We start from the raw sequence: 24,166 nt of genomic DNA on the forward strand, positions 1-24,166 counted from the left end.
GGCTCATCGAACACCCAAGCTATGGTCCGCCGTGTCCCTGGCCGCAAATCGCTTGAAAGTCGAAAGTGCCTGACCCACAACCTGGTCCATGTTGTAGTAGCGGTAGCTCGCCAGTCGTCCGACGAAGGTCACATCGCTGCGCGAGCGTGCAAGAAGCGCGTACTGGTTGTAGAGCTCCTGATTTTCGGGCCTTGGGATCGGATAGTAAGGGTCTCCGGCTGAACACGCGTACTCGTGACACACACTCGTCTTGGGATGGACTTGCCCGGTGATGTGCTTGAATTCGGTCACTCTCGTGTAAGGAATCTCTTCAGAGGGAAAATTCACGACCCCGACGGGCAAAATTCGCCGCTGGTCGTAGGTCGTGTGTTCGAACCGCAGGCACCGGTAAGGAAGCCGACCATACTGATAGTTGAAGAACTCGTCGATCGGTCCGGTGAAGATGATATGCGTGCCGGGGAACTCATCCCGGACATCTCTAAAGTCGGTGTTGAGCCGAATATCGATGCGATCGCTATCCAGCATATTCTCAAACATCTTCGTGTAGCCCTCCTTTGGCATCGCCTGGAAGGTGTCCGGGAAGTAGCGATCGTCGGTGTTCGTGCGAGTAGGAATGCGGGCGGTAACTGCCTTGTCGAGTTGAGAAGGATCCAGTCCCCATTGCTTGCGCGTATAGCCCTCGAAAAATGTCCGGTACAAATCCAATCCGACCTGCGCGATAACGACGTCCTTCGAAGTGCGCACCCGGTCCATCGGCTCCGCCTTGGAGGCGAGGTACTGGGCAGCCGCGTCGTCGTCCTTCAAATCAAGTCCGTACAGCCCATTGAGGGTTGTGCGATTGATCGGTATCGGCAAGAGCTTGCCCTCTACATCAGCAAGCACGCGATGTTCGTATGGCCTCCACGCGGTAAAGCGCGAAAGATAGTCGAAGATCATTTCGCTGTTGGTGTGGAAGATGTGCGGGCCATATTTGTGAACAAGAACGCCATGTTCGTTGTAGAAATCGTACGCATTTCCTGCGATGTGGGATCGCCGATCGCAGACGAGCACATTGTGCTTGCCTTTGTTTGCCAGCCTCTCGGCAAGGACTGCCCCAGCAAAACCGGCGCCGACAATCAAAAAATCATAAGAACGGCGCCTAGATCTCATTTTTGCCGGTTTTCGCGAAATGGGCGATATCGAGCGCAGATTTGTTTCAGCCGCTTCCTGCACCAATCCGTCCATTTTCCGGTGAGTCTCATCCCATGAGACCGTCGACAGAAATTCATCGACGCCTTTCAGCCATTTTCCTGACCGGGGCTTTAAATTCATTGCGGCTTCGCATGCCTCAACGAATTCGGTCGCATCGGATGCAAAGAAGACCCCGCTGATGTCTTTGTATTGACGCACGACGTCGACAACCGGCGTCGTGACCACGGCAAGCCCGGCTGCCAGGTATTCCGGGGTCTTTGTCGGGCTGATAAACCGGGTGGCCTCATTCATGGCAAACGGCATTAGAGCCACGTTCCACCCAGAGAAATAGGCAGGCAGGACCTTGTAGTCCTTCTGGCCGAGGTATTGGATGTTGGGTGCGCGAGGAAGATCCTCCTCCCTGATCTTGGCCACCGGACCAATGAGAACGATTGACCAGGACGGCCGTCGTGCCGCCAAGACGCTTATCAGTTCCAGATCAAGACGCTCATCGATGACTCCGCAAAAACCGAGGACAGGGCCAGCAAGATCCGCTTGGTCCGGTGGGCTGATCGGCACCGTTCGTGCCGACCGAAAGTGCCCCACATCCACGCTGGAGGGAAAGGGATGAATGTTGTCATGCAGGAGGCGCTTGGCGTCGTAGAGGCTATGGCCACCTGTGAAGACCACATCAGCCCGATGCATCAGCTCACGCTCCAGTTTCACCATATTTGCCGGCGCGAATCTGAAGTTGGCAAGTTCGTCCATGCAATCATAAACAATTGCGGCCGCATCGACATGCCGGGCAAATGGAAACATCATTGGTGTGTAGAACCACAGGACTGGCTTGGGATGACCAACAAGGTCCAGAAGCTCGTCGAGCAATCCGGCCAAACCCGTGTTTCGTTGTGCCTCGGTCCATTCCCTGGGAATTCGGGGCCTAACGGATTTTACGGTCGTGCCCGCGAAAGGATGGATTTCCAGATAGGCCAGATGGTGGTCTGTCGGAATAAACTCTTCAAAGAAGTAGACGTGTCGGTCGCGAGCAAACCGCTTCATGAGGTGTTGTGGCCGCTGCACGACATAATCCCACCGCAGGTGTGAAAAACAAATCACCGGCGCGCGAGCATTAGAAGAACTCTCTTTTTTCTTCAGATCTGCGGTTAGAACATCCATACTCATTCCGCGCTGAGATGTTCGTAGGCCCGAACAACTTCAATTGACGCGCGCCTCCTTGTTTGCTGACTGTTCGGCTCGAATGAGCTGGCGAAGTTTCTTGATGGAGTGTGGCCAAGTCCAAGATCGGAGGACTGCGTCGCGCGGACTAAAGTCGCTAAGCCGCGACAACATCTGGGCAATAGCAATATGAAACTCGTCCGACGTTGCGGTCGCGCCGGTCTGCGGGGTTATGTATTGCTGGCCGCATCGCAGTTCGGCGTTGGCAAGTACAGGCAAACCTGCGAGCATGTATTCGGTGAGGACCGCCGGGGCCCCGTCATCGACCCCGCACACCACGCCCATGCGAGCGAGATTCATCAACCTGTTGACCTCCGCGAAGGAGACGCCTGGAGGTCCGACAAAGTCGACATCAATCTGCAATTCCGCCGCGTGTTGACGCAACTGATCCGATCGATCGCCGTAGCCGAAAACGCAAAGCGCGCGCACGGACTTCGGCATCTTGGCGAGCGCGTGAAACAGGACATCGTGACGCTTATAGGCTTGCGCGGCGGCTACATAAATTATGTCGTAAGGCTTGGCCCCCTCGATTGGGTAGAACATCGACGGTGCTGCAAATTCCGGACCGATCGGAAGGACCGCGGTGCGTTTGCCCGGGTGACACGCCTCGACCTCGCGGCTCTGCTCTTCTGATCCGGTCAGGATCAGATCGAAGTGGCGGCTCGTGGCGAAAGGGACCCGCAACGCCGGCGCGTCGATCGAGTTATAGATTTTGAAGCTGTTTCGACAAGCCTGCAGGATTTCCTCATCGACCCCTAGGCCCCAGACACAGAGAATATCCGGAGCGCCATAGATCTCGATATGAGCAAGCATGTCGTCCGACGAAAACGGAGGGGTGTTACCGTCGAGGTGGAACGAGCGCCGTGTCAGGAAGGAACTTTCTCTTACCGTTGGTGGGGGGCCGCTGGCCAGCCAATGGCTCCAGATCTCCGCCCGATCGACTAGGCCATCGGCTACGCAGGCAATTGGCATTCGTTCGAGATAGCTACCCTTTACCTCGACATTGTCTTCTGCGGTTGGCCGAGCAGCCAAATCATCCGCGAAAGTCGATGCCCAGGCCGCCAAGCGCTCTGACTTAGTCGGGACTGTTGAAACCGGTGGCCAGCCGTCCTGGAAATCACTGATGACGACAATCTTTCGCATTACTCACTTCGCACATCTACAGTCGCGAACGTCTTGACGACCACCGCGTTTGGGGAAACGGAGTTGTATTTGTCAGGAATCTAATAGTCTCGGCTTGGAACCGCCGAGCACACTGTTTGTTCCAGTTTTGGCCAACTTAAATTTCCCAACCCATCTATTCAGGACCACCGGTGTCAATCGAGTTCCCATTGGTGGCGCCGATTCTGCTTACGAAAGCCGAACTTCAAACGTCCCTGAACACGGGATCGTCAGAAGGAAAAAGGCATCCTGCAGAAAGAAAGAATGAGTTCACTGCGTCGCCGATCTTTGGCACTGCGAGTTTTCGACGCTCCTTTTCACAGAAACCGGAACATAGCCGGCGCCACAACGTTTGGTGTGGTCTGAGGTCATGCGGATTGATGACTTGGTGACCCTCACCTGTGAACTGTTCAAAGAGTGAACTGATGTAGTTCAACTCGAAATGAGAGAAAGGCCACCAAATGGCTACCAAGACGAAAGTCCTGAGCGATCTCTTCCACGATACCCTCATGGACATCTATTTCGCGGAAAAGCAAATCCTCAAGGCGCTCCCAAAGATGGCACGGGCTGCGCGGTCTGAAGAAGGCAAAGGTGGCTTCCTCAAGCACCGGGACGAGACCGAAGGTCAAATCGAGCGGCTGGGGCAGGTTTTTGAGATTATCGGAAAACCTCTGCGGGGTAAGACATGTGAAGCCATCCAAGGCATCCTCGCCGAAGGCGAAGAAATCATGGAAGAGTACCGTGACAGTCCCGCCCTCGATGCCGGCCTCATCTCGTCGGCCCAGGCGGTCGAACACTATGAAATTGCCCGCTATGGGACGCTCAAATCATGGGCCGTCCAGCTTGGTCTCGATGAAGCCGTTCCACTGCTCGACGCCAATCTCCAGGAGGAGATCGCCACCGATCAAAAGCTGACGGCACTGGGCGAAGCTGCGGCAAACTTAAAGGCGTCCAAGCAGGCCGCCGAGTAGACCAACTCGACATGGAGAAGCCGCCGTGAACGGCGGCTTTTTCATTCCGGCACAGGCAAGTGCGCACTCTCCGCGTAGTCCCCCGGCCAATCAATTCGAAACAACGGAGTTCGCCCCATGGCCAAGAAATCTCAAGAAAAGTCGACCTTGAAGCAGCGGGAAACTGTGACGATCCATGATCAAAAGGTGCGCCGCGGGGAAGGAGGCGAGCTTCACCAGATCGCGGAAGACGATACGCCCGTCCTGACCACCGCTCAGGGCGGCCCCGTTGCCGACGACCAAAACTCCCTGCGCGTTGGGCCACGCGGTCCGCTTGTGATTGACGACTTTCATTTCCGTGAAAAGATTTTCCACTTTGACCATGAGCGCATCCCCGAGCGGGTAGTCCACGCTCGAGGCTATGGAGCGCACGGCTATTTCGAAACCTACGAGTCGCTCGCCGCCTATACCCGGGCTGATGTTTTTCAGCGAGCAGGTGAGAAGACACCGGCGTTCGTCCGCTTTTCCACAGTTGCCGGCAGCAAGGGGTCGTTTGATCTTGCCCGCGACGTCCGCGGTTTCGCGGTAAAAATCTACACCAAGGAGGGCAACTGGGACCTGGTAGGCAATAACATTCCTGTCTTCTTCATCCAGGATGCAATCAAGTTTCCCGATATTATTCACGCGGTGAAGCCGGAGCCGGACCGCGCCTTTCCCCAGGCGCAATCTGCCCACGATACATTCTGGGACTTCATCAGCCTCACGCCGGAAAGCATGCACATGATCATGTGGGTGATGTCGGATCGCGCGATCCCCCGCTCGTTCCGGTTCATGGAAGGGTTTGGCGTTCACACCTTCCGCCTCGTCAATGCAAAGGACGAGTCGACCTTCGTTAAGTTTCACTGGAAGCCGAAGCTGGGCCTCCAGTCGGTAGCCTGGAACGAGGCGGTGAAGATCAATGGCGCCGACCCGGATTTTCACCGCCGCGATCTTTGGCAGGCAATACAGTCGGGCAATTTCCCGGAATGGGAATTGCAGGTTCAGCTTTTCGATCAGGAATTTGCAGACAGCTTTGATTTCGACGTGCTTGATCCGACGAAAATCATTCCCGAGGAGGTCCTGGCGCCCCAGCCGATTGGACGGCTCGTCCTTGATCGCATGCCGGACAACTTCTTTGCCGAGACCGAGCAGGTAGCATTCATGACGCAGAACGTTCCGCCTGGCATCGATTTCAGTAACGATCCTCTCCTACAGGGGCGTAACTTCTCCTATCTCGATACGCAGCTGAAACGTCTCGGCAGTCCCAATTTTACCCATCTTCCGATTAATGCGCCGAAGTGTCCCTTCGCGCATTTCCAGCAGGATGGCCACATGGCTATGCGCAATCCGATCGGTAGAGTGAACTACCAGCCGAACTCCTTTGCGGAGGGGCCACGGGAATCGCCGATGAGCGGCTACCGGCATTTCCCCGCCGAAGAGACAGGGACGAAGGCGCGGCTACGGCCGGAGAGCTTTGCCGACCACTACAGCCAGGCTCGCCAATTCTACATCAGCCAGACCGCGCCCGAGCAACGCCACATAGCGGCCGCGCTGACATTCGAGCTGAGCAAGGTCGAAACGCCGGCTATCCGCGAACGGATGGTGTCCCATCTCCTCAATATCGACGAAACGCTAGCAACTGCCGTTGCCCAGAAGCTCGGCTTCCATTCGATGCCAAGCCCGGCTGATGCGGCCGTGCCAACACGGCAGGATCTTGAACCGTCCCCAGCGCTCAGCATCGTGGAACGCGGACCGAAACGCTTCGAGGGCCGCAAGCTCGGCATCCTGATCACCGACGGTCTGGATGCAGCGTTGTTAAACGGCCTGACGGCGGCGGTCGCCAAGGAAAAGGGGGCCTGCGAACTTGTCGCTCCGAAGGTCGGGGGCGCTACGGCCTCGGACGGGACCTGGATAGAAGCACATCACATGATCGATGGCGGTCCCTCCGTGCTGTTCGACGCCGTCGTCCTGCTGACTTCGGCTGACGCCATCGACGACCTCGTAAAGGAAGCCACCGCCCGCGATTTTGTGGCGGACGCCTTCCAGCATTGCAAGTTCATCGGCTACGACCCCTCGGCGATGCCGCTGATCGAAAAAGCCGGGATCGCCGATGGCCTCGATGAGGGTACAATCGAGCTTCCAGGCGAAAAGGGAATATCCGATTTCGTCTCGACGCTCGGCAAGCTGCGCGTCTGGGCCCGAGAACCGTCGGTGAAGCTGGGTAAAGCTTCGTCGCCTCCAGACTAGGCTCGCTGAGATCCCGCGCGCCAAACACGGGACCTTGGCCGTGGATGGTGGTGGCGTGGATCAAACGATTCGTCGCTGTGGACTGGAGCCGTTGCGGTGATGCTTCCGAAGCTCGCGCAATCGCATCCCGTGGTTGACCGAGCAGAGGCCGACAGCAGGGAAGTGCCACTTCGGACTCACGCGCGACCCGCGCATTTTCTCAGCGTTCCAGAGCGAACGATTCACAGCTCAGAGGCCGCTTCGACGAGTCCGGAAACTCGGCCAGTGGCTTTGTGTGTGGTGTGGGTCGCAGAGCCACACCACAGCTACATAGCTCTGGCTTGATATCGAGGAGGAGCCACTCTGTGTTAGACGAAATCTAGATTTGTCAGACACGAGGCCTGTCATGGGAAAGCACAGTGGAACGGGAGAACAGCCAGGGGCAACGCTGCGTGCAAAGCGCGTGCGCTGTGCGAAGGTCGGCAAGTTCACTTGTAGCAGCAGATTGATGCGGTCATGAAAGCGGCTGAGCATTCCGGCCTGCTGGGCGAAAAGAGCAGAAAGAGCGGCGGTAGGATCAGCACCGCTCTTATCGAACAAGCCAACAAGCACACCGGCATCGAAAGCGATATGACCGAGTTCGCTTTGGCAGCCGTAGCGCTTGACGACGATTTCGGATCCGCTTTTCGCAAGATCCGCCGTACCGTCAACCCCGACCTGAAACTCGGCTTCTGATTTGTCGGACTTTAATTTCGACGCCGCGGTTCGCAGGGGAAGGTTTGATCGCGGACGCACGCTTTCAGGGCGCAGGGATAGAGGACTGCCTTCCTTGACAAGCCGGTTGAAGCCGGTCTCGAACTGCTGCTCGATAACTGCGTAGGCCCTTGCGACACCGCGTTCGGTCTGCGTTGGCAGTCTTGTTCGCCCCAAAAGCGGGTGTATCGCGGCCGCGAGCCCGATGAACCGCCTATTCGCTCATCAGTCGTAGCTTTGTGAGGTTCAATACCTCGACCGCGCGTGCGCTTTTGAGTCGAATCACCCCCATGGATCGCAGCTTAGAGAAGCTTCGTGAAACAGTCTCGATCGTCAGCCCAAGATAGTCGCCGATGTCTGTCCGGGTCATTGGAAGGTCGATCGTGCCGTTTGCGCCTTGACGTTCGAAAAGGTCAACGAGGAAGACGGCCACTTTTTCAAGCGCGCTCTGCTTTCCGACGACCAAAAGATGCTCCTGCGCCCGCACCATGCACTCAAGCGCCAGAGCCATTAACTCTGAAGAACAGCGGCCTCGTTCTTCGAAGGTTAGGATTGTCAAACCCGTAGGGGCGATGCTTTCAGCGAAGAAGCTGCGCATGGTCCGCGCTTCGAAACCGAAGGTCTCTCCGGCAACGTGAAACGCAACCACCTGCCTGCGGCCGTCGGCGAGCAGACGGAAGATCCGAACAGCTCCATACTCGATCCGATAGAGCGTACCCGCCACCTCTCCCTGGGCATAGATTTCAGTTTCTGCCCCGTAGAATGAGATTGCGCGAGGCCGAGCAAACGAACGACCATCAAGGGCTACGGCGGCATTGAAGCTGAAGGAGGGGATGGAAGCGGTAGAAGCGTACATGGGACCGACCCTTTGTTGACGGTCAGATCATGACGAAGCATGGCCGCGTGCGAAATTCGTTCGTTCCACTACGCGTTACTACGTAGTGCGGCCAAGGCGGCGATTACGTCAGAACCGGAGAGAGGCTTGTGAAGGACGAGAATGTTCCGGCCCGGCCTCACCCGGTCAATGTCTTCATCTGCAAGCAATACCACTCGCTTGCCGGCCGCCAACACCAAACACTCTTCGATGTCCGTCGCCGGCAGTGATCCGTCAAGGACCAGGATTTCCTCGACGGAGCTTCGTTCTTTTGCTGCTATCCATGACCCGAACTGCTCGACCTGGTATCCATGCGCCTCCATTGCGAAGACCAGGGAGCGGAGCAAAGCTTCGTCTTTCACAATCGTGACGACAGGTGGCGGGCTGGACACTGCGGTTCCGTGGGTTCGAGGCGCGATAATTCCTCAAACTTTGCACAGACGGAAAGTATCTGCTTTGTTCCAGATCAACACGATGGCGCGCTAGTCTGAGGCCTCTGCTGCAAGAGACATCCTTACAAGTTCTGGTAGGCTGCGGGCCTGCATTTTCGCCATGACGTTCGCCCGGTGAACTTCAACGGTGCGCGGGCTAATGTCGAGAGCAAAGGCGATCGCCTTGTTCGGTTGTCCGGCGACAACCGCGCTTAGAACTTGACGCTCGCGGTCGCTGAGGGTGCCGATGCGCGCCCGAATGTCTTCAGCTCTCTCTATGGGCGACGACGCATCGCTCAGACGCTCAGAGGCGCGTCGAATCGCTTCGACCATGGTGTTGTCGTCAAAAGGCTTTTCAATGAAGTCGACAGCTCCCGCTTTCATCGCGTCAACGGCCATCGGTACATCCCCGTGCCCCGTTATCATGATCGACGGGATCGGTGTCTTGAGGGCGGCCAGTCGGCGAATGAGATCCAGTCCGCTAAGATCGGACATGCGCATGTCGGTAATGAGCACGGCTTGTCGCAGATTGGGAGCAACGGAGAGGAAGGCGCTGGCGGACTCGTGCACCCTGACACCCAGTCCGTGCATCGTCAGCATAAATGCGAGCGATTTCCTGACCGCCTCTTCGTCATCGACAATATGCACGGTGAAGTCGTCAATCGGCATCTTCTTCCTCGTTGTATTGCGGCAAGGTAAAGCTGAAGCGCGCGCCGCCCAAACTCCCGCTGAAGACGGTTAGATCGCCACCATGCGCCTCGACGATGCGCTTGGAGATCGACAACCCAATGCCCATGCCACCAGCCTTGGTCGTTGTGAACGGCTTAAACAAGTTGGCGGCAATTTCCTCAGGTATGCCAGCGCCGGAGTCTTCGACCGCAATCATGACCTCTGTAGTGCCCAAGCGCCGAATGGTGACCAAAAGTTCCTTCTTGGGCGTATTTTTCATCGCCTCTACGGCGTTGCGCATAAGGTTTGTCAGCACCTGCTGTATCTGGATTCGGTCGACCAGGACATGGTCTGCGCCTGATTCGAAATCGAAGACCGTTCGCACGCCTTTCTCACGCGACCCGACCAAAGCAAGCGCGCCGGCTTCTTCGACCAGTTGCCGCAGGTTGTGGGGAGACTTATCCGTCTCTCCCTTGGTGACGAATTCCCGCAAGTGTTTGATGATTTGTCCCGCACGCAGGCTCTGTTCGCCGGCTTCCTTCAGCGCATCCCGTATCTGGATGTCGCGCGGACTTTCGGCTTGCTGAAGCAGCCGCCCGCAACCGTGGACATAATTGGCTATAGCGGAGAGTGGCTGGTTCAATTCGTGGGCGAGCGTCGAGGCCATTTCGCCCATTTCGTTGAGACGGGCGAGGCGAGCCAACTCCGTCTGAACCTCTTGCAGACGAGCGGCCGATTCTTCGCGCTCAGTCAGGTCGCGTATAAAACCTGTGAAAAACCTTCGACCACCGGATCTCATCTCCCCGACGGCAAGTTTCATGGGAAAGGTCGACCCGTCCTTTCGTTGACCGACGACCACACGGTCGGTTCCGATAATACGTTTTTCACCGGTCGAGAGGTACCGCTCGAGATAGCCGTCGTGTTCCTTGCGATAGGGTTGCGGCATCAGCATCCGCAGATTTTGGCCGATCACCTCATCTTCGCGGTAGCCAAACTGTCTGATGGCCGCAGCGTTGAACGATACGATCGTGCCGTCCTGCTCGCTGACGATGGTGGCGTCGAGAACAGTGTCCAGGATCGACCGAAGATGCGCCTCTCTAGTACGCAAGGCTTCGTCAGCGGTTGTTAACTCATGTTGAGCGCGTCGGAGCATTTCTCCCAAGAAGGAAATTGCGACCCCCACGGTGGTGAACACGACCAATTCCGGTATCTGTACCCCGCCAGGAGTAAGTGACCGAAGATAGGCTGCCGAACCGATTGAAGCGATGACAGCAAGGATCCCGGGACCGATGCCCCCGATTGCGGCTGCAAGGAGGACGGGGGGCACGAAAAGAATGTAGATTGCCCGATCATCTAGAACACCCATTAGGAAATAGCGAAGGAGAAAGGCAATCAAGACCGTAGTGGCCGCAAATCCGTGGGCTTTGGCGGGCGACGAACTTCCGCGGAACACGCGATCCGAAAAGCCGCGCATTAAGCTGGTCCGACCACTGAGCATCATCTCTTCCGCATTCCCAATTGAAAGCGAATTGACGCTTATCATCTTGATAACGGTGCTGTCACATGAAAGCTGCACCTCTCACCTGGCCGTGCTTGTTTGAGGGCGACAGAAACCGATTGGGCGATCGGGTCGTCGGGCAGCTTCGCCGACGTTGACTGGCGTGCGCGCGGCCACAAGACGTTGGTATCATTCTCAATACGCTCGGCTGAAATCGCCATCGTGCAGGATGTTCAAGCCTGCATGTGGTTCGAGAATTGCGGCAGGAATGCCTCGACCACTATAGCAACCTCCGCCGGATCGCTATATTTCCCCATTCAATTGTGGACGGCAATCCGAAAGCTTTCCTGGCCGCTTTTGAAGCATCCATGCAATCCGGCACGGATCGTCACGTGCGAAACCTAGCGCTTTCCTCAACGCTGCCGCTCTCAAGCAGGGAGATCAACTCGTCTGGAGGTATCGGTTTCGACATGAGGAAGCCCTGGACGTTGTCGCAGCCAAGAACCTTGAGAGCGTTGAGTTGATCTACGGTTTCGACCCCCTCGGCCGTAGTGCTGAGACCTTGAGCCCGAGCCATGGCGATCATCGCCTCCACCAGCGCGCGGCTTCGGTCATGATGAATGGCTTGCACGAAGGACTTGTCGATCTTAATCCTATCGACCGCCATCTTTTGAATGCGCGCGAACGACGAGTGCCCGGTCCCGAAATCATCGATCGCGAAACGAACCCCTGCAGCCCTGAGCATCGCAATGTTTCGATCCGTCTGCTCTTCGCCTTTGATTGCTGCGGTTTCTGTAATCTCGATTTCGAGGCGAGCAGGCGCGACGCCCCACTTCGAAAGCATTGTCAATACTCTTAAGCAGTAGCCGGACGAATCCAACTCAACCGCTGAGGCGTTTATGGCCACGCCGACCGCTTTGCAACTGGCGCCCAGACGACAAGCGTTCTCAAGTACGATCGCCCCAATTTGATGTATCACCCCGATTTCTTCCGCGAGCGGAATGAAGACGTCGGGTGCGACCAGACCCATTTGCGGATGGCGCCAGCGAGACAAAGCCTCTATGGAACGCACGGTACCTCCATCGGCGCTGAAAACAGGTTGATAGACGGTTTCAATCTGTATCGGAGTTTCGACTGCCGCGCGTAGATCTACCTCTAGCTTTCTCCGGGTTCTAAGAAGTTCGTCCATATGAGCGCCAAACACAGCATAAGTGTTCCGCCCCGCAGATTTCGCGTGATAGAGCGCGATATCCGCTTGCCGCGTCAGCTCAATTGCGTCCATTTGCGCATTTCCAACTGCCGCACCAACACTCGCGCCGATCGATATATTGAGACCCTCGATGTCGAATGGTTCACGCATACAACCGACCAGCTCCTTTGCGATCGATTCAATCGCGTTCCGGTCGCGACCTTCCAGAAGTACAGTGAATTCGTCGCCACCTATCCGTCCGACGAGCGCGTCCGGCAAGAGGTTCCTCATACGCTCGGCTGCGATGCGGATGAGCTTGTCGCCGGTCGGGTGGCCATAGGTGTCGTTGACCGCCTTGAACCGGTCGAGGTCGAGAAACAGCACGCCACAATCTTTACTGGAAAAAGCACCCCTTAGACGTGCTGCAACTTCGCGTTCGAAGTAGCCTCTGTTGGCCAATCCGGTCAGTGTGTCGTGCATCGCGAGATGCTGAAGCTGCGCCCGACTTGACGCAAGCCGCACAGAGCGCCGGCAAAGCAAATGTCCAGCTGCGCATGTGGTGAGGAAGATTGCCACCACCGCCAATCCAATCGTCGGGAGCGTCGCGTTCAGAACATTAAGGCCCGGCGTAAACTGATTCCACCTGAGGTATCCGACGACCTCCCCCGTGTCGGACTTCAAGACGATGTGCGATTGACCTGCTTCGACATGATCCTCGGGCGTGAACCGGATGTTTGCAAATTGGTATTCCGCCGCGATTGATCGCTGAAAGTCCGTGTCCAAAAACCGTACAGCAACGTGCAGGCTTTCCTTGCCCGCCGGCTGGGTGATCTCACCGGTATCGGAGACAATCGGCTTTACGCTGACCACCGCCGGCCGCGAGCCAACGATTTTTAAATCGCTCTCGCCAATGGAAAGAACGCGGCCAGAAATACCTTCGCGATCGCCCGCGCGAAGCCGCGCTCGAAGCCGCTCGACGAGTGGCATGTAGCTGGTGCGCAGATCAGCGTGCAACGACGTGGATTTGGACGGGACGATAAACTCGTAAACCGGTTCATCGTTTGACGTAAGCACGATTGCGGCGTCATGGCCGAAGTAGGTGTTCATCCATTCGCCGAGATTGGCCTGAAGCCAGGAAACATCACCTTCGGCGACCTTGACTACAGCGTCGTCCCAAACAGTTGCGCTCTCTTGATCGTGTGCGATCTTCGCTTGCAACTGAGACACTATCAAGGAGATCAGATCCTGCTGCCGTTCCCTCGCAACTTCATCGGTCTTGGATGCCGCCCAGTGCAGCGTACTCACCAACACTAGACCTATTAAAGCCGATATGCCCGCCGGGATCAGCCATTTAAACAACCACTGTGAATGCCTGGACATGCTTGAACCTGCTATAGAACGACGAGTAGATATCACGGGTCGGTTAAGAGTGGCGAAAGCGAGGTGGTTAATGAGAAACGATCACTCGTCGAACTACGCGCTTCTTTCGGCAAAGCGGCTGAGAGACTCTCCAAGAACGCGCCATCATGCGACCTGAGCATTTCCTGCCTGCATCCTTGCTCCAAGCTGATGCTGCTTATCGTTTGGCACTAACGTAAGAATGTGGCTGTTTCCTTGGTTGGCATTTAATTCGAGATTCCGTGGGCTGAGAATCTCAAATTAAGTGTAACTGCGAAGACCTCCGCGACTGGGCGCCCGCAGTCCATCATCTCCTCTATAGAGTTGCCGAAGCGGGCTTATTCTCACCCGTCATATGGCCCTGTAGCATCTCCGGCCCAGCTCCCGGACTTGCTGGGCTCGGAAAGTAGTTTCCATCTTTAGGACGTGACCGAGATCAGGAATGATGAAGCCGAGCACTCTGCAGCTTGACGGTTCGTAGCGATCGGCGAACGACTTTGGAACGCCGCATCAGCAGTAGGCGGGCAGTCTCACTCGGGGTTAACCAGTTTTGGACACCCGGCTCGGCTCTGGCCGATGGGCCGAGACATAGGCTTGCCCGAGTCGACGCGGCACGCCGACGTTGACGCCCATCAACAGTGCTGTATCCCGGGGATTGAAAGCGCGCCCGGGCTTAGTGAAGCCAGCTGGCGTCGTTGCGCGCATACGGCGAGGCCTTTTGGTGACCCCAGATCGCGACTCTTCCTTAGGGGACTACCATGAAAAAAGTTGCACCAATGATCACGGAAAATGGCTCTCGAACCTCACGGCTGGGCTGGGTCACTGCCCAATGCGTCACAGATCTTCTGCCACGATTTTGCGCCCATTCCCTTCATCCGCAACGCGTCTGTCGTGGGAACGTGCTTCATGTCGTCTACGGACTCGTACCCTCGCCGCTCGAGTTCAGCGAGAAGCTTTGGATTTCTCAATGCCAAGTCTGAAAGTTTCCTGCCCATACTCTGATATTGAGCAGGTCTGCTCGCGACGCGCAATTACAAGTATCTACAATAATGGAAGGCAGAGGACCCTCCGCCAGCCCTGTGCGTCTACTGGCCGCCTACGATCAATAGTCCCCGGATTGCAGCCGAGTGGCATTATGCCCTTCCTCCGGGCCCCGCTCTCCCCGAGCACGGGGGCCGTTTTCTTTGATCGGCTACGCCTCGGACTTAGGTCCGACGTGGTCGCGCAAAGGTCCGGGTTGCATTGCCGAATCCTAATCGCTCCGCCAATTGCCGGTTAAGCACAAGCGGTATCAGAAGCCCCCTGCCGCCAAAGATCTCACCGAGCGCAGCTCCGCAAGCGTCGAGCCAGGACGGTTCAGCTGACGTTCAGGCTTGAGGAGCCAAGCTAAGGCTAGAAAGGATGCGTCGAATGAAACTGATAATATCCACCCTTGGCGCCGTCGTCCTGACGGCATCTTTCGCGCTACCGCTAAACGCCGCGCCTATTTACCTGCCGAAACCGGAACAAGTGCAGACCGGCGATGTCGAACAGGTAAAGCACCGGAAACATCGTCATGAGCATGCGGATCGCCACTGGAAACGGAAGTACGCCCATCGTCACTGCGGCTACTACGACAGGTGCTACCCCCGCTATTCCCGGTATTACGGCTATCGTGACCATTACCGATACGGCCATCGAGACTACTATCAGCGGCGGCAAGGCGTGACAGTCTATTTTGACTTCTAGCCGGCAACTCTCGCTTCATTACCGCCCTTGGGAGACCCTGGGGCGGGCTTTCGCCGAAGGAACCTCTGGTGTCCCAGCTAACAACCCGCGCCCAGCGTGTTTCCATCCTCCTGGCCCAAGACAAAGCACACTGCGCCTTTTTGGGGCCATCTTTTTTCGGGGAGGACCGGGAACCCATTTGGAGTATCGGCGGTTCTGGCTTTGTGGAGCCCTTTCGCCGATCAGGGTGACACCTTCACAATCCCTCCGGAAGTGAAGCCCGATAAGTGCCCATGGCCTCGTCGCTTCCCGACGGGGCCATTCCTTATGGCCGTTTCATTTCCACGTCCTAAGAGGTCGGAGAGTACACAAGACGGCACATTCAAGTCTGATAGCTTCGTGGTAATACCCGCATAAATGAGGCTTCCCCAAGCCGCGCAATTCGTAGGATCTTCATGAAAGCGCGGAAACAGTCGCCGCCTATGACCGTTCAGAGCCTGAGGCCCGAGTTATCCCTTCTAAACGAGGGCCTCCGTACACTCTGTCCTCGGCCCCGTCATGACCTTTCGGGGCCATCTTTTTGACCGCCCCACCCCGAAATCTGATTTTCCGTCGCACCCAAGCAATAATTCGACCTAGCTGGTATGGCCCGGCCACGGAAGGCGCTCGGCTCTCCAGCTGCAGAGATCACAGAGATGTCGCCCAACCTTCCTCCCCAGGAAATGAACTAGATCTTCCAGGGGATATTGCGGCAGCGCGGCCTGTCGCGCGATTGCGCAGCCGCAGAGATCGCGAGACACCTTATCGCAGGAAAGAGCCAAGGAGATCGTCGCCTACCTTCGGTCCATTGGTCGGTACGTGGACGTCCCATGGCCGACGACCGTCCACTAGCGCAGCATTCGCGACTGTGAAGGCCTGAGCGCCAGTATGACACCATCCACACCGCGATCGGCTATCGCAATCATCGGAACGCGAACTTTTCATCGAGCAGCGCCTGGATGGCGGCCGCATAGTCGGCCCGTCACCGGCCGAGCAGGTTGCGCATATTCGATCAGCATGGCGTCGACGATCTTCTATTTGCCCGCGGGCGCCCGAGATGTCTAACCCCGACCATCGCCTGCGGCTTTTTCCGGTGTTTCATAGGCGCTTCACAAACACGGAATTGAAAAAGCACATTTCTCTCTTTCATCAAGGGAAGCATCGCTGCGACGACAGATTCTTGAAATTCGCTGGGCAGGCTTTAAGTCTTGGTGGCCAGAAGGGAATGAACGAGCGCAAGCTAAAACGAAACCGCAAGCTCCGCATTCTTTGCGGGTGTCTTGCACTCTTCACAGCAAATGAGGCCGTTGCCCAGGAGGTGCTGGTCAGCCCCGGCGTCGTGGCGGTCGTGGAAGGCGGGCCCTGGAAAGAGGAACGCCTGGGCGAGGGGAGCTACCGTGTCGCAGTTGTCAACCAAGTTTTCGTCACGCGTCGTGGCGGAACGGAAACTGGTGCCAAATGAACGCGGCCTGTCCCGGATCGTTCATTCGGTGGAACTCGTCGAAGGTGGGTTCTATAGCTTCGGTGCACCTGAAATCACTTTTTCCGGCGGTGAGACAAGCGTCGATTTGAAAGGCACGGCGACTTACTCACCGGGAACGACGGTGGTTTGCCGCTTTGGGCTAGCCCCCGGAGGGGGCGTCTCGCCAATCAGGGCGTGCGGCGACTAAAAAACCTTCGATCTCGTTTCAAGAACGGAGCCGGCTGCTTGTCGCCGACGTATCTGATGCGTAAATCCACTATATTCCGGTGAACGATCAGCGTCCGCTCGATAGCCATGAATTTCGGGCCGATCAGCGTCCATTTCAGGCCCGGCGCGATCGATGGCCCGGAGAGCGGGCGGTTCGCATCCATGTCTGAGGCGTCAGGCTGAACAGTACACGTGAAGCCCGGTAGCAAGGCCGATCTCCCGCCGATCGTCTTCATCCACGGCGCCAGCGCCAGTCTTCACGATCCGATGCCTCCCTTTCGCGCCAAGATCGAAGCAACAGCCACGCTTTGTTCGTCGACGGCCGGGTTATGGCTGCCATGGCAAGTGTTAACTGTTACGTACTTTCTCTTCCGCGCGTAACAAGCAATGATGTTTGCCGGACGTCGCGAACAGCGCGAGATATGAAGGCTTGTGGGGAGCAATCCCTTGCGGTCCCGACCCTCGCGCCGTTGGCAAATGCGGGCCGGGCGAGATTGGAAGGCGCATGAGCTTGTTGGAACTGGGGCGGGTTCGGCTGGCCATGGTACTGCCACGCCATCGCGAGCAGTTGCGGGGCGCGATGAACGAACGCATCTGTGAGCTTTTCGAGGCCTACGCATTGGCATCGACGACACTTGACAAGCTCGAGCGAGAGATGACGAGGAGTGAGCACTTGATACATGAGTATCGTCAGATCTGCCTGGATTTGCAGGCGGAAGTGATGACGATGCTCGCGCTGAGAAAGGATAAGTCGTAAAGTCGTCGGGGCGAGCACGCCGTCCCTTTGAAGCGGGGGACAATGCGCCTGTAGTGCATCCCGAGCTCGTTCCCTAAGCAGTGGAATTGCCGGCTGCCACTGCTTGCTCGCCCGCATACTTCGCCGATACGGGCGAGCGTAAGGATCTGGGGGAGAGGCTGCAATCGCAGCCTCTCGCGGGAAGGTTGGTTTACGGCGAGAGTCGCCCGCCGCCGGACTTTGCTTTGATCATCCACGGCGCAACCGCGGGAGTTTTCACGAGTATACCCTTCTTCTTCGCGAAGGCGCGCAGTGCGTCTCGCGCCACCTGAAGGGGCTTATGTCCGTCGTGGGCGAGGTAGCACGTCTTCAGGGTTGCGTCGTGAATGATGTCACGGTCTCCTTTGGACCACTCCTCAAGGAAATCGATCGCATCGTCCAGGTTTGTGATTTCGAGGATTAGATCCTTCCTTTCACGCAGGTAAAGTGGCCGGTCAAACATCTTCATTTGCATTTCTACCTCACTTAATAGCTGCGGCACCACCAACCTGTGGACCAGCCGGCGGGGCCGATCGGTGGAGTCGTCAGGCCCGCTCCCGTGAGAACGGGCCTGAACCATCGCTTTAGAAGTCCATGCCAGGGCCGGCCGGTAGTGCTGGCGCGGCGTCCTTCTTCGGCTTTTCTGCAATCATCGCCTCGGTAGTTACCAGGAGGCCAGCGACCGAGGCAGCATCCTGGAGCGCTGTGCGCACGACCTTCGCCGGGTCGATCACGCCCTGGGCGTAAAGATCACCGTATTCTCCGGTCTGGGCGTTCCAGCCGTAGGAGAAGTCCATCTTCTCGCGCAGCTTGCCGACGATGATTGAGCCTTCTGCGCCAGCATTCTCAGCGATCTGGCGAACCGGGGCCTCGACCGCACGTCGAACGATCTCGATCCCAACCTTTTGGTCTCGATTGGCCGAAGGCAGATCGTCGAGCGCCTTGACGGCCCTCAGCAGCGCGACACCGCCGCCCGGAAGAATACCTTCCTCAACGGCCGCTCGGGTGGCATGCAGCGCATCGTCGACGCGGTCTTTCTTTTCCTTCACCTCTACCTCAGTCGACCCGCCCACTCGAATGACAGCAACACCGCCGGCGAGTTTGGCCAGACGCTCCTGGAGCTTCTCGCGATCGTAGTCGGACGTGGTTTCTTCGATCTGGGCGCGGATCTGTGCGACACGGCCGTCGATATCAGCTTTGGCGCCAACGCCGTCGATGATCGTTGTGTTCTCCTTCTCGATCGCAACTTTCTTTGCCCGACCGAGCATGTCGAGGGTGACGTTCTCAAGCTTGATACCGACGTCGTCGGAGACAACCGTGCCGCCGGTGAGAACGGCGATATCTTCAAGCATGGCTTTGCGGCGATCGCCGAAGCCCGGAGCTTTGACCGCTGCAATCTTCAAGCCGCCGCGCAACTTGTTGACGACCAGCGTCGCTAGCGCTTCGCCCTCCACATCTTCAGCGATGATGAGCAGCGGCTTGCTGGATTGCACCACCGCTTCGAGAACGGGCAGCATGGCCTGAAGGTTGGAAAGCTTCTTTTCGTGGATCAGGATGTAGGGATCGTCAAACTCGGTCCGCATCTTGTCCGCATTGGTTACGAAATACGGGCTGAGATAGCCGCGGTCGAACTGCATGCCCTCAACGACTTCGAGTTCAGTCTCTGCAGTCTTGGCCTCCTCGACGGTGATGACACCTTCATTGCCCACCTTCTGCATCGCCTCAGCCAGGTAGCGGCCGATCTCCTCGTCGCCGTTGGCCGAGATGGTGCCGACCTGGGCGATCTCCGAATTATTGGAGATCTTGCGGGCGTTTGTCTTGAGTTCCCTCACGATCGCGTCAACCGCAAGGTCGATGCCCCGCTTCAGATCCATAGGATTCATGCCGGAAGCAACGGCCTTCGCGCCTTCCTTGACGATCGCTTGCGCAAGCACAGTGGCCGTAGTCGTCCCGTCACCGGCGAGATCGTTGGTTTTGGAGGCGACTTCGCGCAGCATCTGCGCGCCCATATTCTCGAACTTGTCTTCCAGCTCGATTTCCTTGGCGACCGAGACACCGTCCTTGGTGATGCGAGGGGCGCCAAAAGACTTGTCGATAACGACATTGCGCCCCTTTGGGCCGAGCGTCACCTTGACGGCATTGGCAAGAACATCGACCCCACGCAGCATGCGTTCACGGGCATCGGTATGAAACTTGACTTCTTTCGCAGCCATTTCCTTAACTCCTCAATAGGCAGCTATTTGACTGATGGATTTATGGTGTGGTTGGCTCAAGCTGCCTGCTTGCGCTCGACTTGGGCCTCGAGGACACCGAGGACGTCGCTTTCTTTCATGATCAACAGGTCTTCCCCATTGATCTTGATCTCGGTTCCTGACCACTTGCCGAACAGAATACGGTCGCCTGCTTTGACGTCGAGCGCCTGGACTTGGCCCGCTTCATTGCGTGCGCCAGGTCCGACGGAAACGACTTCTCCCTCCTGGGGTTTCTCCTTTGCCGTATCAGGAATGATGATGCCGCCCCTGGTTTTCTCTTCTGAGTCAACCCGGCGGACGAGAATGCGATCATGCAGCGGTCGGAAAGACATGTTTTCCTCCAATGGACAAACACTATTGACGTTGTTCCCCCATCACCGGACCGGACAGTCCGGACGGGTGCAAAACCTCGAATGAGCGTCTTGCGCAAATCATCTGGTTTCACAATTTTTCGGATTCAAGGGGTGAAATCAAAAAAATCAGCACTCGCATCGTGCGGCTGCTAACATGCTGTAAAGGAACAACAAAGCCTCCTTGCCGTTTAGAATTTCGTTGATGACCGCGAACAATTGCGCCACCTTGGCGCTTGTTGAGGCAACGGAGATGAAACATGCGATATTCATCGGATTTCGAGCGTCAAATAAACGGCTACGGACTGACCACCGCGCATATCCTTTACCGCATTCCCGATTTCGAATCCGTTCTGCAGACCTATATCTGGCAGGATTATGATCTTGCTCCCGAGTTTCCTGAGATGCAGAAATTCCTCGATTTCTGGCAAGCCAATCTTGACGGTCCGCTGCATTCCGTTCGCTATACGCATCACCATCTGATCGGCCCGAATGAATGGCGACGCGTGGATGGCGAGTTCCGACTGAACTGAGCCCTCTGTTGGGGTTTTGAGTCGTTCAAAAACGTCGAAAAGCGCACGCGATTTTTTTTATTATGGGCCCTTGAAACTGCGGTCCATCCTAACCAAATCGCTTTCCGCCAGCCGCTCGTGTAGGGCTGGCCTTGCTGGAAGCGTCGTCTTTCGGCGCTTCCGTACCCATGTTGCTCAAGGAGGATATGGTTATGGCAACAACTTACGACTACGCACCACTGTTCCGTTCGACTGTCGGGTTCGACCGGCTCTTCAATTTGCTCGAAAACGCGCAGCGCGCTCGTTCGATCAGTGATTGGCCTCCCTACGACATTGCCAAGACCGGTGACGATAGCTACCGGATCTCGATTGCGGTGGCCGGCTTTGCTCGCGACGATCTCGACATCACGTTTCAAACCAATCTTTTGACGGTCGTCGGCAAGAAGCAGGAGACCTCTTCCGAAGCCTATCTGCATCGCGGGATCGCCGGCCGACCGTTCGAGCATCGGTTCGAGCTTGCCGACCACGTCCGAGTGATGGGCGCGGATCTGAACAACGGCCTTCTAGAGATCGATCTCGTGCGGGAAATCCCGGAGGAGATGAAGCCACGCAAAATCGCGATCGAAACAGCTGCGGCGGTTGAGCAGTCAAAAGCTCAGATGCAAATCGAAGCATCGAATGCCGCGTAGCTGACGTAAATTGGGCGCCGGTTTCAAGGCGCCCATCGGCATTCCGGGTTGGAAAGGAGAGCACGATGAAACCCGATATGTTCGAGCGGCCTGTTAGCATCCTTGTTGGTCTTGGTTTCCCCGGTGAAATCCGCTCCGTGATGGACGCTTATCGTCTCCTCGTCGATTGGCAAGCCCCGTCGGGGGATGCGCTGCATTCGGTGGCGATCAAGGCTTGTCTGGCTGCATTACGGGGAGAGGTTGAAGCAGAGACTGTGCGCGGCCTTTTCGTCGCCTTCGCCGAAAGGCACCATCTTCTAGCGCCAGCGATGGATGCGAGCATCCCATCTGCGCCGCCGGCTTTTGAGATCGGCATCGTGCCTGGCACGGCCGTTGAAAAGTCTTTGTATGGCATCAAGGCGAAGGGAGATCACCATGCTTAATCCCGAACTACTGCTCATGGCACCCATCTCGGTCCAGATGAAGGACGGCACGCGGCAGGTATTTGCGTCTGTCAACGACGTTCTCGATTTCCTGGAAGGCGAATGGACTATTTATAGAGGCCGCAAGCACAATAGGGCGGTACAAACATGTCGTCGGGCGCTTAACCGAATGACGCCGGTTGCCATCGCCCGCGAAGCGTTCGTTGAGGCCTGCCGAGACGCTGGAATGTCGACAGATGCCGAGCGGCCGTTCGGCGCCAAACCCGATGCTGGTGGCCACCATTCCCCAATTTAGAATGTGATAATCCGGGCAACCCGAAGCGCCCGACTCCCCACTTCTCGAGGCCGCTCGTGCGCCAGACTGCTTTAGCCGCAGGAGTGGCATGTGAGAGACGAGGGTCATCGACCCGGTCGCCGACGCGACCGGGTAGGAGACGAGAAATCAACCTCCGTAGAAACCAGTCAGAACCCTCGTACGAGCGCAGTGGCTTGTGGGCACCTCTGCACGATTCCTTACCTCGCCCCTACAGCAGCTGGACGGGGCGACTTCGGTTGCAGAGCAGAGCTGTATCCGTCGCCGCTTGTCAAACCGCGTTGGGGAATAACTGGTTCCAGCCCTCAGCAAGCGACAGGTCGTTCGAGCAGAGAGGGCCGGCGAGAGTGGGTGGCTGCACCCGTCTCACATCGATTGACGGCTCTGCTTGATCGATAGGTCAGTCCCAAGCAAGGGACCTCTTGAGTTTGAGCCACCCATCTGTCGTGCACGGTTCGACGAGTACCGCTGGTTCCCGAGCCGCGCCGGTTCGAAATGAAACTGGCTGGATCCTCGAGTGGCTCGGAACGTCGACCGACGTCCACGAGATGCGGGAGTTGTGGGCACATCAGAAGGTCCTCGTCGCTGAACTGCAATACGGTAACCATCCGGACGTGGTGCTTGCGATGGGGAACAAGACGTCACGCCCCAGAGCGGAGCTGTATACCTCCCGGGCTCGCTTCCGTGACTAGCTGTGTGGCCGTCCAAAACGTACTCCCTCAATTGATCTGACCGCGTGACATTTGATGAAATGAACCATGCTGAATCTGCCGCGATGGATGGTTCGACGGACCGAGCAACGGAAGCGGCCGGGTGTTAGACAAGCGATTGGTTGTCGAAGCCATCGGCCTTTCAGCGAGGGACGACCGATGAAAGCGTCAGCGAAGACTCTTTGAGAGGATTATCTTGTACAAGCCTCAGCACTTCCTATCTCAGATTCCACCCTCGACATGGAGCCTCGAGATGGACCAGATGGCACGAAAACTCCCTACCGATCGCGTGATCGAAATCATCCCGCCTGCGCCCGTAAAGCGGGACGCGCGGAGCACTTTGACGTGTCAGTGTTGTCAAAAGCAGTTCCCAGCCTCACGTATGGACGTCGATGGTTGTGGCATATGCGAGGAATGTCTCGCCCCGTAAGCATCTGCGGGGCGAGTGGCGCGTTCAAGCTGGCCTGACGTTTGCGGCTCGTACCAGACTGCGTCCAAGCGAAGCGCAGGCCCGCGTTCCGCGGCTCGGATAAGACTGCATAAGAGCCAGTTCGGCCGGCAGAACGTTCCGGCGGTGCAGTAAGGGTCTGAGCGGGCGAGCGGCGCTGTCGCCGAAACACACCAGCTGCTCGGCACTTGAGATGGGCACAGGCATGCGATCAGAGCAAGTGGTGTGAGATAATCGACGGCGCCGGCGCTACTCCGGAGATGCTTTATTGAAAGATTGTGAGGCTTGAGGGAGGTTGTGGCAGATCCTCTCCAGATAACACCGCCCGGAGATACAACAGAGCGTTTTGTAGGCCGTTGGCCGAGTAAGGTTTCTCGATAGCGCCGAGTGCACCCGCGAAGTCCGCCGGAATTCGTTTAAGGTTGCCTGAGACAAAAACGAAGGGGATGCCCCTCGAGGCCAAGTATCGACCGATATCAATACCAGTCGGACCATCGCGCAGGTGGATATCGACGAAAGCGAACTCTGGTTGTTCTCGCTCGACGAGCGCAATCGCTTCGCTTGCGTCGCTTGCCAGGCCGATAACCCTGTAACCGCTGGACTCGACCTCATGTTCAAGTTCCAGGGCCAGGAGCATTTCGTCTTCGACAATCAGGGTTCGCAAA

The 24,166-nt window shown here is 57.1% G+C and carries 22 protein-coding genes; 10 read left to right on the forward strand and 12 right to left on the reverse strand.

Going from position 1 to position 24,166, the window contains the following annotated elements; all coding sequences use genetic code 11:
- Nucleotides 1-3: 3 nt before the first annotated feature.
- Together glf and IB272_RS30110 are read right to left on the reverse strand one after the other, a co-directional pair.
- Entirely contained in the window at nt 4-2,346 is a 2,343-nt protein-coding gene (gene glf / locus IB272_RS30105) for a UDP-galactopyranose mutase (RefSeq protein WP_192445637.1), read from the reverse strand.
- 39 nt (nt 2,347-2,385) lie between these two features.
- Nucleotides 2,386-3,549: a glycosyltransferase gene (locus IB272_RS30110; protein WP_192359118.1), complete on the reverse strand. Its 1,164-nt coding sequence runs from the start codon at nt 3,547-3,549 to the stop codon at nt 2,386-2,388.
- A gap of 479 nt (nt 3,550-4,028) precedes the next feature.
- On the opposite strand from IB272_RS30110, the gene IB272_RS30115 reads away from it, so the two are divergent.
- From IB272_RS30115 to IB272_RS30125, 3 genes are all read left to right on the forward strand, one after another.
- The gene (locus IB272_RS30115) at nt 4,029-4,538 is read left to right on the forward strand and encodes a ferritin-like domain-containing protein (RefSeq protein ID WP_192359121.1); all 510 of its coding nucleotides are present in this window, start codon (nt 4,029-4,031) and stop codon (nt 4,536-4,538) included.
- Nucleotides 4,539-4,655: 117 nt separating this feature from the next.
- Entirely contained in the window at nt 4,656-6,803 is a 2,148-nt protein-coding gene (gene catE, locus IB272_RS30120) for a catalase C (protein ID WP_192359124.1), read from the forward strand.
- A 495-nt stretch (nt 6,804-7,298) separates the two neighbouring features.
- Nucleotides 7,299-7,517 (forward strand): hypothetical protein, encoded by a 219-nt coding sequence (locus tag IB272_RS30125; protein ID WP_110819836.1) that lies wholly within the window; start codon nt 7,299-7,301, stop codon nt 7,515-7,517.
- 232 nt (nt 7,518-7,749) lie between these two features.
- Here IB272_RS30125 and IB272_RS30130 read toward each other — a convergent pair whose 3' ends face one another.
- The 5 genes from IB272_RS30130 to IB272_RS30150 form a co-directional block, all read right to left on the reverse strand.
- Nucleotides 7,750-8,391, reverse strand: coding sequence for a helix-turn-helix domain-containing protein (locus tag IB272_RS30130; RefSeq protein WP_089046231.1), 642 nt, complete (start codon nt 8,389-8,391; stop codon nt 7,750-7,752).
- Between the two features lie 68 nt (nt 8,392-8,459).
- Entirely contained in the window at nt 8,460-8,801 is a 342-nt protein-coding gene (locus IB272_RS30135; RefSeq protein ID WP_192359127.1) for a hypothetical protein, read from the reverse strand.
- A 90-nt stretch (nt 8,802-8,891) separates the two neighbouring features.
- Nucleotides 8,892-9,503: a response regulator FixJ gene (gene fixJ / locus IB272_RS30140; RefSeq protein WP_162728876.1), complete on the reverse strand. Its 612-nt coding sequence runs from the start codon at nt 9,501-9,503 to the stop codon at nt 8,892-8,894.
- A complete protein-coding gene (locus IB272_RS30145) occupies nt 9,499-11,052 on the reverse strand; it encodes a PAS domain-containing sensor histidine kinase (protein WP_281436411.1) in 1,554 nt (517 codons plus the stop codon). Before IB272_RS30145 ends, fixJ begins: the two co-directional genes overlap by 5 nt.
- A 343-nt stretch (nt 11,053-11,395) precedes the next feature.
- Nucleotides 11,396-13,576, reverse strand: coding sequence for an EAL domain-containing protein (locus IB272_RS30150; RefSeq protein WP_110819901.1), 2,181 nt, complete (start codon nt 13,574-13,576; stop codon nt 11,396-11,398).
- 1,428 nt (nt 13,577-15,004) lie between these two features.
- On the opposite strand from IB272_RS30150, the gene IB272_RS30155 reads away from it, so the two are divergent.
- Entirely contained in the window at nt 15,005-15,322 is a 318-nt protein-coding gene (locus tag IB272_RS30155) for a hypothetical protein (RefSeq protein WP_089046285.1), read from the forward strand.
- A gap of 1,075 nt (nt 15,323-16,397) precedes the next feature.
- On the forward strand, nt 16,398-16,802 hold the full coding sequence (locus IB272_RS30160; RefSeq protein ID WP_110819902.1) for a hypothetical protein: 405 nt from the start codon (nt 16,398-16,400) through the stop codon (nt 16,800-16,802).
- 188 nt (nt 16,803-16,990) lie between these two features.
- Here the strand turns inward: IB272_RS30160 and IB272_RS30165 are convergent, their stop codons facing one another.
- Nucleotides 16,991-17,266, reverse strand: a complete 276-nt coding sequence (locus IB272_RS30165; RefSeq protein ID WP_192445638.1) for a hypothetical protein — start codon at nt 17,264-17,266, stop codon at nt 16,991-16,993.
- A 269-nt stretch (nt 17,267-17,535) separates the two neighbouring features.
- On the opposite strand from IB272_RS30165, the gene IB272_RS30170 reads away from it, so the two are divergent.
- Nucleotides 17,536-17,787: a hypothetical protein gene (locus IB272_RS30170; RefSeq protein WP_192445639.1), complete on the forward strand. Its 252-nt coding sequence runs from the start codon at nt 17,536-17,538 to the stop codon at nt 17,785-17,787.
- A gap of 190 nt (nt 17,788-17,977) precedes the next feature.
- On the opposite strand, the gene IB272_RS30175 is transcribed toward IB272_RS30170, so the two are convergent.
- The 3 genes from IB272_RS30175 to IB272_RS30185 all read right to left on the reverse strand — a co-directional run bounded on the left by IB272_RS30175 (nt 17,978) and on the right by IB272_RS30185 (nt 20,389).
- Nucleotides 17,978-18,280 (reverse strand): DUF982 domain-containing protein, encoded by a 303-nt coding sequence (locus IB272_RS30175; protein ID WP_034800001.1) that lies wholly within the window; start codon nt 18,278-18,280, stop codon nt 17,978-17,980.
- A 109-nt stretch (nt 18,281-18,389) separates the two neighbouring features.
- Nucleotides 18,390-20,018 carry a chaperonin GroEL gene (gene groL / locus IB272_RS30180; protein WP_192445640.1) on the reverse strand — a complete coding sequence of 543 codons (1,629 nt, stop codon included), beginning with the start codon at nt 20,016-20,018 and terminating at the stop codon, nt 18,390-18,392.
- A gap of 56 nt (nt 20,019-20,074) precedes the next feature.
- Nucleotides 20,075-20,389, reverse strand: coding sequence for a co-chaperone GroES (locus tag IB272_RS30185; RefSeq protein WP_034799999.1), 315 nt, complete (start codon nt 20,387-20,389; stop codon nt 20,075-20,077).
- A 278-nt stretch (nt 20,390-20,667) separates the two neighbouring features.
- Here IB272_RS30185 and IB272_RS30190 point away from each other — a divergent pair, with 278 nt between their 5' ends.
- From IB272_RS30190 to IB272_RS30205, 4 genes are all read left to right on the forward strand, one after another.
- Nucleotides 20,668-20,940, forward strand: a complete 273-nt coding sequence (locus IB272_RS30190) for an usg protein (protein ID WP_034799997.1) — start codon at nt 20,668-20,670, stop codon at nt 20,938-20,940.
- A 191-nt stretch (nt 20,941-21,131) separates the two neighbouring features.
- Nucleotides 21,132-21,608, forward strand: coding sequence for an Hsp20 family protein (locus IB272_RS30195; RefSeq protein WP_060520794.1), 477 nt, complete (start codon nt 21,132-21,134; stop codon nt 21,606-21,608).
- Nucleotides 21,609-21,673: 65 nt separating this feature from the next.
- Nucleotides 21,674-22,030 (forward strand): DUF982 domain-containing protein, encoded by a 357-nt coding sequence (locus tag IB272_RS30200; protein ID WP_192445641.1) that lies wholly within the window; start codon nt 21,674-21,676, stop codon nt 22,028-22,030.
- Nucleotides 22,023-22,325: a DUF982 domain-containing protein gene (locus IB272_RS30205; RefSeq protein WP_034800027.1), complete on the forward strand. Its 303-nt coding sequence runs from the start codon at nt 22,023-22,025 to the stop codon at nt 22,323-22,325. The genes IB272_RS30200 and IB272_RS30205 overlap by 8 nt, the downstream gene beginning before the upstream one ends.
- A 1,441-nt stretch (nt 22,326-23,766) precedes the next feature.
- Here IB272_RS30205 and IB272_RS30210 read toward each other — a convergent pair.
- Nucleotides 23,767-24,165, reverse strand: a complete 399-nt coding sequence (locus IB272_RS30210) for a response regulator (protein WP_192358861.1) — start codon at nt 24,163-24,165, stop codon at nt 23,767-23,769.
- Nucleotide 24,166: the final 1 nt, after the last annotated feature.

This window comes from Ensifer sp. ENS08 (assembly GCF_014852195.1).
Taxonomy (GTDB): domain Bacteria; phylum Pseudomonadota; class Alphaproteobacteria; order Rhizobiales; family Rhizobiaceae; genus Ensifer; species Ensifer adhaerens.

Excerpts from the sequence above, each read along its gene's own strand:
- glf (WP_192445637.1), bottom strand. The coding sequence starts at position 2,346 with ATGGATGTTCTAACCGCAGATCTGAAGAAAAAAGAGAGTTCTTCTAAT.
- IB272_RS30165 (WP_192445638.1), bottom strand. The coding sequence starts at position 17,266 with ATGAAGACGATCGGCGGGAGATCGGCCTTGCTACCGGGCTTCACGTGT.
- IB272_RS30115 (WP_192359121.1), top strand. The coding sequence starts at position 4,029 with ATGGCTACCAAGACGAAAGTCCTGAGCGATCTCTTCCACGATACCCTC.
- IB272_RS30175 (WP_034800001.1), bottom strand. The coding sequence starts at position 18,280 with ATGCAAATGAAGATGTTTGACCGGCCACTTTACCTGCGTGAAAGGAAG.
- groL (WP_192445640.1), bottom strand. The coding sequence starts at position 20,018 with ATGGCTGCGAAAGAAGTCAAGTTTCATACCGATGCCCGTGAACGCATG.
- IB272_RS30200 (WP_192445641.1), top strand. The coding sequence starts at position 21,674 with ATGAAACCCGATATGTTCGAGCGGCCTGTTAGCATCCTTGTTGGTCTT.
- IB272_RS30185 (WP_034799999.1), bottom strand. The coding sequence starts at position 20,389 with ATGTCTTTCCGACCGCTGCATGATCGCATTCTCGTCCGCCGGGTTGAC.
- IB272_RS30130 (WP_089046231.1), bottom strand. The coding sequence starts at position 8,391 with ATGTACGCTTCTACCGCTTCCATCCCCTCCTTCAGCTTCAATGCCGCC.
- IB272_RS30205 (WP_034800027.1), top strand. The coding sequence starts at position 22,023 with ATGCTTAATCCCGAACTACTGCTCATGGCACCCATCTCGGTCCAGATG.
- IB272_RS30145 (WP_281436411.1), bottom strand. The coding sequence starts at position 11,052 with ATGATAAGCGTCAATTCGCTTTCAATTGGGAATGCGGAAGAGATGATG.
- IB272_RS30125 (WP_110819836.1), top strand. The coding sequence starts at position 7,299 with ATGAAAGCGGCTGAGCATTCCGGCCTGCTGGGCGAAAAGAGCAGAAAG.
- IB272_RS30190 (WP_034799997.1), top strand. The coding sequence starts at position 20,668 with ATGCGATATTCATCGGATTTCGAGCGTCAAATAAACGGCTACGGACTG.
- IB272_RS30110 (WP_192359118.1), bottom strand. The coding sequence starts at position 3,549 with ATGCGAAAGATTGTCGTCATCAGTGATTTCCAGGACGGCTGGCCACCG.
- IB272_RS30150 (WP_110819901.1), bottom strand. The coding sequence starts at position 13,576 with ATGTCCAGGCATTCACAGTGGTTGTTTAAATGGCTGATCCCGGCGGGC.
- IB272_RS30170 (WP_192445639.1), top strand. The coding sequence starts at position 17,536 with ATGAGCTTGTTGGAACTGGGGCGGGTTCGGCTGGCCATGGTACTGCCA.
- IB272_RS30160 (WP_110819902.1), top strand. The coding sequence starts at position 16,398 with ATGTCTAACCCCGACCATCGCCTGCGGCTTTTTCCGGTGTTTCATAGG.
- IB272_RS30195 (WP_060520794.1), top strand. The coding sequence starts at position 21,132 with ATGGCAACAACTTACGACTACGCACCACTGTTCCGTTCGACTGTCGGG.
- catE (WP_192359124.1), top strand. The coding sequence starts at position 4,656 with ATGGCCAAGAAATCTCAAGAAAAGTCGACCTTGAAGCAGCGGGAAACT.
- IB272_RS30155 (WP_089046285.1), top strand. The coding sequence starts at position 15,005 with ATGAAACTGATAATATCCACCCTTGGCGCCGTCGTCCTGACGGCATCT.